Source organism: Streptomyces sp. 35G-GA-8 (genome assembly GCF_023534745.1).
Taxonomy (GTDB): Bacteria; Actinomycetota; Actinomycetes; order Streptomycetales; family Streptomycetaceae; genus Streptomyces.
Window position 1 is genome coordinate 1 of sequence record NZ_JAMHJQ010000041.1, and the last position, 8,903, is coordinate 8,903.

An 8,903-nucleotide genomic window follows, 5' to 3' on the forward strand; every position below is an offset into this window, starting at 1 on the left:
CCCGCCGCCCCACCGGACGCTCCGGCGGCGGCGCCACCCGCCCCACCGGTCGCCGCGGCGGCGGCACCGGCCCCCGCCGCCCCCGCGGCGCCGCCCGCCACGATCCCGGCCGCCTTCAGCGAGTAGCCGGCGGCGAACCAGCCGATCACCGCGATCGGCAGCACCCCTGGGATCTCGGCGTTGAACTGCGCCAGTTCGCCCGCCGCGAGGCGGCACTTGACGCACTCGTCCAGATGCTTGCGCAGTCCGCGTTCCGCACGCATCCGCAGTCCGCCGCGGGCATACGCCCCGAGTCGGTCCGCGTACCGGGAGCAGTCGCCCTCCGAGGTGAGTGCGGAGTTCACATGGGCCTGGAGATACGCCTGCTTGAGGCCCTCGCGCGCCCGGCTCGCCAGCACCGCCGTGGCATTGGCGGTCAGCCCGAAGAGCGGCGCCACCTCGCTCGGCGACTCCTCCTCCACCGTGGTGTGCCAGAGCACGGCCTGCCAGCGCTCGGGCAGGCTGCGGAACGCCTGCATGGCCATGGACTGCTCGGCCTCGCGCATCGCCAGGACATCCGCGCCCAGATCGAGGGTGTCCACGTCCGAGACCTCGGAGGCGCGCGCGGCCTGCGCCGCGAACACCGCGAAGTCCTCGACCAGTTGCTCCCGCTTCGCGGACTTCGTCCAGGACGCGGCCACGCGCCGTACGGTCGTCATCAGATAGGCGCGCACCGCCTGCTCGGGCCCGGCCCCGCCCCGTACCGCCTGCAACGTACGGGCGAACACCTCGGCCGTCAGGTCTTCGGCGGTGTGCGCGTCGCGGCAGCAGGTACGGGCGTAACGGCGCACCGATTCCGAGTGCCTGCGGAACAGCTCCTCGTACGCGTGGTCGTCGCCGTTCCGCATCCGCTGGATCAGATCGGCGTCCGACATGGGCCGCCCGGTCGTGGACAGTTGGAGTGTCGGCTGATCCACAGGCGGGTCCACGGGCTGATCCACAGGCGGGTCCACCGGCGGGTCCACGGGCTGATCGCCCGAAGGATCGCCCGACTGACCGCCCGAGGGATTGCCCGACTGACCGGCCGAGTGATCCAGGGCCTGCCCCGCGAGCGGAGCCCCCACCGGTTCCGAAGGTCCCGGCACGGAAGAACCGCCGCTCCGTTCACGCTGCGGCGGCACGCTGGTCTCCGCCTCCACGGGCCCGCTCGCACCACCCGTGACGCCAGCACCGCCCACGCCTCCAGTACCGCCCGCGCCGCCCATCGACGGATGCGGCATACGGCCCCGGCCGCCGGAACCGCCCGGCCGGACCGGACCGCCCGGACCGACGGGTCCGCCCGAACTCCCGAGCCCTGGCGCTCCCTTGGGCCCGCCCTGGCTGGGCACCTGCCGTGCGGACGCCCCTTCGGGTTCCGTACCGCCCTCCGCGCCGCCCCCGGTGCCGCCCTCCGTACCACCGTCGGTGCCGCCGCCTCCCAGCGGCTCGTCCCGACCGTCACCCCTCATCGCGGAAGCCCCCGTACGCACCCCTCTGACCCGAACACCGAGCCAGCGTGCCACAGCGCGCCGCACCACCCGGGCCTTCCCGCCCGGCAACCACTCATCCGAGGCGGTTTCCCGGACGATCGCTTTTATCTTCACCCTTTAGGGGAATGATCAAGGGCGTTTATCGGTAAGCCAGTTCGAAGCGAACGACCGCGAGAGCCCGAACGGGCTCGAGGGCGTGTCTTCGAAGTCCCGCCTGCCCGGCGGGCGGACGGCGCTACTTCGAAGACACGCCCTCGCGGCCGTACACGACCGCACAGGCGCCCGCGTGCCTCACACAGGCCGGGACCGCAGCCCCTCCAGCAGGATGTCCAGCAGCCGTGCCGAGGCCGCCGCCTGATGCGCCGGGTCCGGCAGCGCGGGCGCGGCCGTGGCTATCACCAGCAGCACATCGGCCACGGTCACATCGCCCCGCAGCTCACCCGCCGCCCGCGCCCGCTCCACCAGCTGCCCGACGACATCGAGCAGTTCAACGGCGCCCGGATCGTCCAGCTCCTCCACCGGCTGCCGCTGTCCGACCACCCGCAGCTCGGGCCGGCCGGCCTGCCGCTGCTGCGGCACCCGCGCCTCGTCCTGCGCACCACGCCCCGCCGCCTCGTCCTCGGCTTCCGCGCCGACGCGCAGCACCTGCGGCGGCAGCAGCCGCCCCGCGCCCGACGCCACCGAGGTGCGCAGGAAGCGGGAGAGAGCCGACCATGGCTCGTCCTCCTGCCCCAGCGCCGTACGCGCCTGGTCCGTCAGCCGGGACGTCTCCTCCTCGGCTATCCGCCTGACCAGTACGTCCTTGCTCGGGAACCGCCGGTAGACCGTACCGACCCCGACCCTTGCCCGGCGCGCCACATCCTCCATCGGCGCCCCGTACCCCAGCTCGCCGAACACCTCGCGAGCCGCCCGCAGTACATGCTCCAGATTGCGCTGTGCGTCCACGCGGAGCGGCGCCGAGCGGCCCGGTCCTCCGGACCCCGCCGCACCGCCGATACCAGCCGTTTCCGTACCCGTACCCGTACCCGTGTCTGTACGCGAACCCGCGGGCGCAGTCGCAGCCGCAGTCGCAGCCGCACGCGTACTCGTATCCGTACTCACGGCCGCTGCCGTACTCGCGGTCACACCTGCTGTGCCCGCCGTATCCGCCGTACTCGTTCTTCCGCCGTCCTCCGAAACGAGGGCAGCCTGCCGATGCGAATCCTGAATGTGCATAGCGTTCCCCCGGTAATGATGTCTCCCCCCGGAGACTCCCCGCCTTGACAGCCGAGGTCGCGGTCCAGTCACGAGCCGGACACCTCGACGAGGTACGAACATAGTTGAGCCCGGGTCAATTCAGAAGGGGGTGGTTCCGCACGGAGCGCCCCCCGATCGGAGCAAGGACCGGAAGGTGCCTGATTCACCCCCCTCCCACCCCCTTCCGTGCCCGCGCTGACCTGCGTTCCTCCGGAAATTCCCGCGCTTTTGCCCGTCCGGGGCCGCGAACGACCTCCGGTCACACAATCTGTCGTGCCTGTGGACAAACACCGGGGCCCGTTGCGTCATGGGATGGTGAAGGCTGAGAACTCCCCAGGGACGACCCCCGCTCCATCGCCCGCCGCGCGCGTTCTCGTGGTCGGTGGCGGCTATGTCGGGATGTACACAGCGCTGCGTCTCCAGCGGAAGCTGAAGAGTGGCGAGGCCGAGGTCATCGTGGTGTCTCCCGACCCTTATATGACGTATCAGCCGTTCCTGCCCGAGGCGGCGGCCGGGAACATCTCCCCCCGCCATGTCGTGGTCCCGCTGCGGCGGGTGCTGCCCGGCTGCAAGATCCTCATCGGCGAGGCCGTGGGCATCGACCACGCCAAGCGCACCGCGACCCTGCGGACCCTCGGTTCCGAGGAGGAGGGAACCGGCACCGTCGAGCTCTCCTACGACGAACTCGTCCTGGCGCCGGGCTCCGTCTCCCGTACCCTCCCCATCCCCGGTCTGGCCGAGCACGGCATCGGCTTCAAGACCGTCGAGGAGGCCATCGGGCTGCGCAACCATGTCATCGAGCAGATGGACATCGCCTCCTCCACCCGCGACCCCGCGATCCGCGCCGCCGCCCTGACCTTCGTCTTCGTCGGCGGCGGCTACGCGGGCGTCGAAGCGCTCGCCGAGCTGGAGGACATGGCCCGCTACGCCTCGCGGTACTACCACAACATCAAGGCCGACGACATGAAGTGGATCCTCGTCGAGGCGACCGGCAAGATCCTTCCCGAGGTCGGGGAGGAGATGGGCAAGTACGCCGTACGGGAGCTGCGCGCCCGCAATATCGACGTACGGCTCGACACCCGCCTGGAGTCCTGCGAGGACCGCGTCGCCGTACTGAGCGACGGCGCCCGCTTCCGTACCCGTACGGTCGTCTGGACCGCCGGCGTCAAACCGCACCCGATCCTCGCGGCCGCCGATCTGCCGCTGAACGCGCGGGGCCGCCTCGTCTGTACCGCGAAGCTCTCCGTCGACGGAGCCGAGCACGCCTGGGCGGCCGGCGACGCGGCGTCCGTCCCCGATCTGACGGTGGCCGAGCCCGGCACGGAGTGCGCGCCCAACGCCCAGCACGCGGTACGCCAGGCCAAAGTCCTCGCGGAGAACATTGTCGCTTCCCTGCGCGGCGAGCCCCTCCAGGACTACCGTCACGCCTACGCGGGATCGGTCGCGTCCCTCGGCCTCCACAAAGGTGTGGCGCATATCTACGGCCGTAAGCTCAAGGGCTATCCAGCGTGGCTGATGCACCGCGTGTACCACCTCAGCCGTGTCCCCACCTTCAACAGGAAGGCCCGCGTCCTCGCGGAATGGACCCTGTCCGGGCTCTTCAAACGGGAGATCGTCTCCCTCGGTTCGCTGGAGCACCCGCGCGCCGAATTCGAACTCGCCGCAGGAGGCGAACGTCCCGAACGCCCCGAGGACACGTAGAAAAGGACACGTGGAAGACGCGACCGGCCCCGCTGTCAGTGCGGTCGGCCACACTGGACGTGTGACCATAGGTGGGTTCACATCTGCACAGAGTGATCCGGCCCGCTCGGCGCAATCCGGCCCCGACGACCTGCCCCGGCTCGACCAGCCCGGCCAAGACGAACAGCAAAACGACACCATGAGGCCTGAGAATTCGTGAACTTCACGCGTTGGAGCGCCCGGCTCACCGGTACGCAGCGCCGCGCCGCCGCGCGGACGGGCCGCGGTTCCGTGCCCGCGGCCCGTGGTGAGTACGAGCAGCAGCCCGAGCCCGAGCCCGACCCGGTCCCCCTGACGGACGACGTTCCCGCACTCGAAGACCTCTCCGTACGGGAAATCCTCGGCGGACTGCCCGCCCTGGTCGCGCTGCTGTACGGCCCGGAGCACCGCGTGGCGTATGTGAACGACGCGTACGAGGCCGCCTTCGGCCCGCGTCCGCTCGGTGCCACGGCTGCCGAGAGCTGCCCCGAGCTGGCCGAGCTCGGGCTGTTCCCCCTGCTCGACCAGGTGCTCCGCAGCGGAAAGCCGCGCACGGTCAAGTCACGCAAGGTCCAGGTGCGCGGCCGGCAGAAGGAGCGGTCCAAGGATCAGACCAGGGACCAGGCCAAGGACCAGGGCAGGGCTCAGACCAGGGATCAGGTCAGGGGCCAGGCCGGACAGCAGGCCGAGGGCACGGCCCAGGAGGGCTCGTACACCATCACGTGCACCCCGGTCGACTGCCAGGGATCGGGCGGTGTCCTCGTCTTCGCCGCCGATGTCACCGACCACGCCGAGGCGGCCGAGCGCCTTCGCACCAGCGAGCGCAGACACCGCCAGACCGCCGTCACCCTCCAGCGCTCACTGCTCCCGCAGGAGCTGGAGCAGCCCGACGATCTGCGCGTCGCCGCCACGTACCAGCCGGGCGGCGAGGACGCGGCGGTCGGCGGCGACTGGTACGACGTGATCACGCTCGGCGCCGGGCGTACGGCCCTGGTCATCGGCGATGTCATGGGCCGGGGCGTACGCGCCGCCGCCGTCATGGGCCAGTTGCGTACGGCCGTCCGCGCCTACGCCCGGCTCGATCTCCCGCCGCACGAAGTCCTTCAGCTGCTCGACGGACTCGCCGCGGAGATCGACGCCAGCCAGATCGCCACCTGCGTCTACGCCGTCCACGACCCCAACGAGGGGCGGCTCGTGTACGCGTCCGCCGGCCATCTCCCCATCCTGGTACGGGCGGAGGACGGCTCGGTCCAGCGCGCGGCGGACCCGACGGGACCGCCGCTCGGCACCGGCGGCTGGCTGCACTCCTCAGGCTCCATCCCGCTCCCGCCCGGCTCCACGGCCGTCCTCTACACGGACGGCCTGGTCGAGCGGCGCGGCGAGGACATCGACGAGGGAGTGGCCTCCCTCGAACGGGCCCTCTCCGGCGCGAAGGGCTCGCCCCAGGTCGTCTGCGACCGGTTGATCCGCTCCCAGGGCGTCACGGCCGACCATGACGACGATGTCGCGGTACTCGTCCTGCAACACCCCTCCCGCACGGGCCCGGACGCGGAGCTGTTCCACAACGCCGCGCTCGATCTGCTCGGCGGTATCGAGGCCGCCCCGCGCGCCCGCGCCTTCGCGATGGGGGTGCTCGCCTCCTGGCGCTTCCCGGTCGAGCTGCGCGATCTGGGTGTGCTGGCCACCAGCGAACTGGTCGGGAACTCCCTGCAGCACGGCACGCCGCCCATGCGCCTCAGACTCCGCCGTACCGACCGCCGGCTGATCATCGAGGTGACGGACGGCGACGACCATCTGCCGCGCCGCCGCCGCGCCGAACCGGCGGACGAGGCGGGCCGCGGAATCTCGATCGTCGCGACGATCGCCTCGTCCTGGGGATCACGCCGTACACCGGGGGGTGGCAAGGCGGTGTGGTGCGAGTTCGCCCTGCCGCACTGATCGTTCGCGCCCGGGGGGTGTCAGCGAGTGGGTGCTGACACGGCCGCGGTCTCGGCTGCGACCTCGACCTCGACCTCGGTCTCGGTCTCGGTCTCCGGCTTGTGCTGGGCGACGACCCGGGAGACCGGTACGAGCGATGGCTGATCCTGCACGGGGGTGAGCCCCCGCCCCAGCCGGAGAGCCAGCACGGTGATCCCGAGGGAGAACAGCACGAACGTCACGATGTACGGACCGTGCAGCGCGGCGCCCATGGGACCGCCCACCGCCGGACCGACGGCCAGCGCGAGCTGCTTGACCAGCGCGAACGCCGAGTTGTACTGGCCGACCATCGACGCCGGGGCCAGATCCGCCACCAGCGGCGCCACGGTCGGCGACAGCATCGCCTCACCGAGCCCGAACAGCGCGTACGTCGAGATGAAGGCGACCGTCGCCACCATCTGGCTGCCGTGCCCGAGCCCCGCGTACCCCGCGATGACCCAGGCGAGAGCCCAGATCAGTCCGACGGCCGCGATCACCCGGCTGCGCTTGCGCCGCTCGACCAGCCGCAACACGACGAACTGAGCGATCACGATCACCGCCGTATTGGCGGCCAGCGCGATCCCGAGCGTCGACGGATCGATCCCGGCCGCCTCCGTGCCGTACGCGGCGAGTCCCGACTCGAACTGCCCGTAGCAGGCGAAGAACAGCACGAACCCGAGCACACACAGCTGGAGCATGGCCCGGTGGCTCAGCAGCGCCCGCATCCCGCCGCCCCGAACGTCACCACCCTCCTGGGGAACGACCCCGGTGGGGGCCGCCGGCCGGGGCAGCCGGACGGTAAGGGCGACGCCGGCCAGGACGAGGAACATCAGGGCCTCGATGGAGAACAGCAGAGTGAAGCTCCCGGGCCTGCTCGCGTCGACGAGCTGCCCGCCGATCAGCCCGCCGACCCCGAGACCCAGATTCGCCAGGAAGAACTGGGTCGCGAACGCCCGCGTCCGCGTCGCGGGCGACGAGCACCAGACGATCATCGTGGCCAGGGCCGGCTGCATGACGGCCGTACCGGCACCGAGAAGCGTGGCCGACAGCACGGCCGCCGGAACGCTCCCCGACAACCCCATGGCCAGCGCACCCACGGACGCCAGCACCGCGCCGCCCACCAGCACGGGCAGCGGTCCCCGTCGGTCGATGACGCGGCCGGTGAAGGGAAGGACGACCAGTGCCGCCATGGCGAAGACCGCCAGCACGGCACCGGCCGTACCCGCGCCCAGGTCCCGTACCTGAGCCACATACACATAGAGATACGGAACCGTGAACCCGAGCCCGAACGCACTCAGCGCGTTCCCTGCCTGGATCCGGCGCATCGCTGCGCCCATCGCCCTGGTCACACTCACCTGCCTCAGAAGATTGAAGGTCGAAGTTCGAAGAACTGAAGTCTCAAGACTTCAAAGCTAAAGTTAGAGCCTTAACAATACACACCGAAGGACTTCAATGCCAGTAGAGGTGCGTGGCATACTGCCCCGATGTCCGACACCCCCGAGAAACCCGGCACACCTGATCTCCAGGAGCCGAGCCTCGACGAGCAGATCGCCGCGTATCAGCGCGAGTTCCGGGACCTCGACCCCCAGGTCGAGCAGATCGTCTCGGCGCTCGGCAGGCTGAACCGCCGCATGAACGTGGCGTACGGCCGGCAGGTCTCCGACCTCGGTATCAGCAACGCCGAGTGGGAGGTCCTCAAGACCCTCGTGCTCGCCGGAGCTCCCTACCGCCTGGGGCCGGGCGAACTCGCCAAGCGCCTCGGTCTCACACCGGCCGCCATGACCCACCGCATCGACCGCATGGCGGGCGAGGGCCTGGTCACGCGCGACCGCGACGAGAACAACCGTGTGCGCGTCATCGTGGAGCTGACGGACGAGGGCCGTACGAAGTGGCTCGCCGCGATGAGGATGGCCTCCGACTTCGAGGAGGAGCTGCTCCAGGACCTGTCAGGGGACGAGCGCGGAGTCCTCGGCGAGATGCTGATCCGCCTCCTGCGCCGCGTGGAACACGCCCAACCGGACGCCGGCGGACGCCTGAAGGACCTGGACTAGGACAGGGGCAGATGCGGCTGCTGGGGCTGGTTTGACACGCCCCAGGCCGGTCCGTAAGGTACTTCGAGCTGTCACGGAGCCGGAACGGTTCTGCGACAGCCACTCACGCCGCAGCAGCGGCACCCAACCTCAGCACGATCTCCCAGTCGGGATGAATTTCGGCATGCCGAAATTGATTTCGAAGACTCGATTATGAGTCGCCTGCGGAATCCGCTAGGGTCTGGGACGTCGGAACGGCCCAACGGCCGCGCCGACAAGCCCACTCCGACTGGGAATCAGGCCCGAAAGGATCTGATAGAGTCGGAATCGCCGGAAAGGGAAACGCGAAAGCGAGGAACTGGAAGGCGGCCCCGCTCCGACGGGGAATCGGACACGAAAGAGTCTGATAGAGTCGGAAACGCAAGACCGAAGGGAAAAGCCCGGAGGAAAGCCC

At 70.4% G+C, this 8,903-nt stretch carries 6 protein-coding genes; 3 read left to right on the forward strand and 3 right to left on the reverse strand.

Annotation, left to right across the window (positions count from 1 at the left end; all coding sequences use genetic code 11):
• Together M1203_RS38325 and M1203_RS38330 are read right to left on the reverse strand one after the other, a co-directional pair.
• Positions 1-1,487: sigma-70 family RNA polymerase sigma factor (locus M1203_RS38325; protein ID WP_249954494.1), on the reverse strand; the 1,487-nt coding region annotated here is incomplete at its 3' end.
• Between the two features lie 312 nt (positions 1,488-1,799).
• A complete protein-coding gene (locus M1203_RS38330; protein WP_249954495.1) occupies positions 1,800-2,723 on the reverse strand; it encodes a TetR/AcrR family transcriptional regulator in 924 nt (307 codons plus the stop codon).
• A 333-nt stretch (positions 2,724-3,056) separates the two neighbouring features.
• Here M1203_RS38330 and M1203_RS38335 point away from each other — a divergent pair, with 333 nt between their 5' ends.
• On the forward strand, positions 3,057-4,445 hold the full coding sequence (locus tag M1203_RS38335; protein ID WP_249954496.1) for an NAD(P)/FAD-dependent oxidoreductase: 1,389 nt from the start codon (positions 3,057-3,059) through the stop codon (positions 4,443-4,445).
• A 195-nt stretch (positions 4,446-4,640) separates the two neighbouring features.
• Positions 4,641-6,401, forward strand: coding sequence for an ATP-binding SpoIIE family protein phosphatase (locus M1203_RS38340; protein WP_249954497.1), 1,761 nt, complete (start codon positions 4,641-4,643; stop codon positions 6,399-6,401).
• 20 nt (positions 6,402-6,421) lie between these two features.
• Here M1203_RS38340 and M1203_RS38345 read toward each other — a convergent pair whose 3' ends face one another.
• Entirely contained in the window at positions 6,422-7,756 is a 1,335-nt protein-coding gene (locus tag M1203_RS38345; protein ID WP_249954499.1) for an MFS transporter, read from the reverse strand.
• A 147-nt stretch (positions 7,757-7,903) separates the two neighbouring features.
• Between M1203_RS38345 and M1203_RS38350 the strand changes: the two genes are divergently transcribed.
• Positions 7,904-8,470 (forward strand): MarR family winged helix-turn-helix transcriptional regulator, encoded by a 567-nt coding sequence (locus M1203_RS38350; protein WP_249954498.1) that lies wholly within the window; start codon positions 7,904-7,906, stop codon positions 8,468-8,470.
• Positions 8,471-8,903 lie beyond the last annotated feature (433 nt).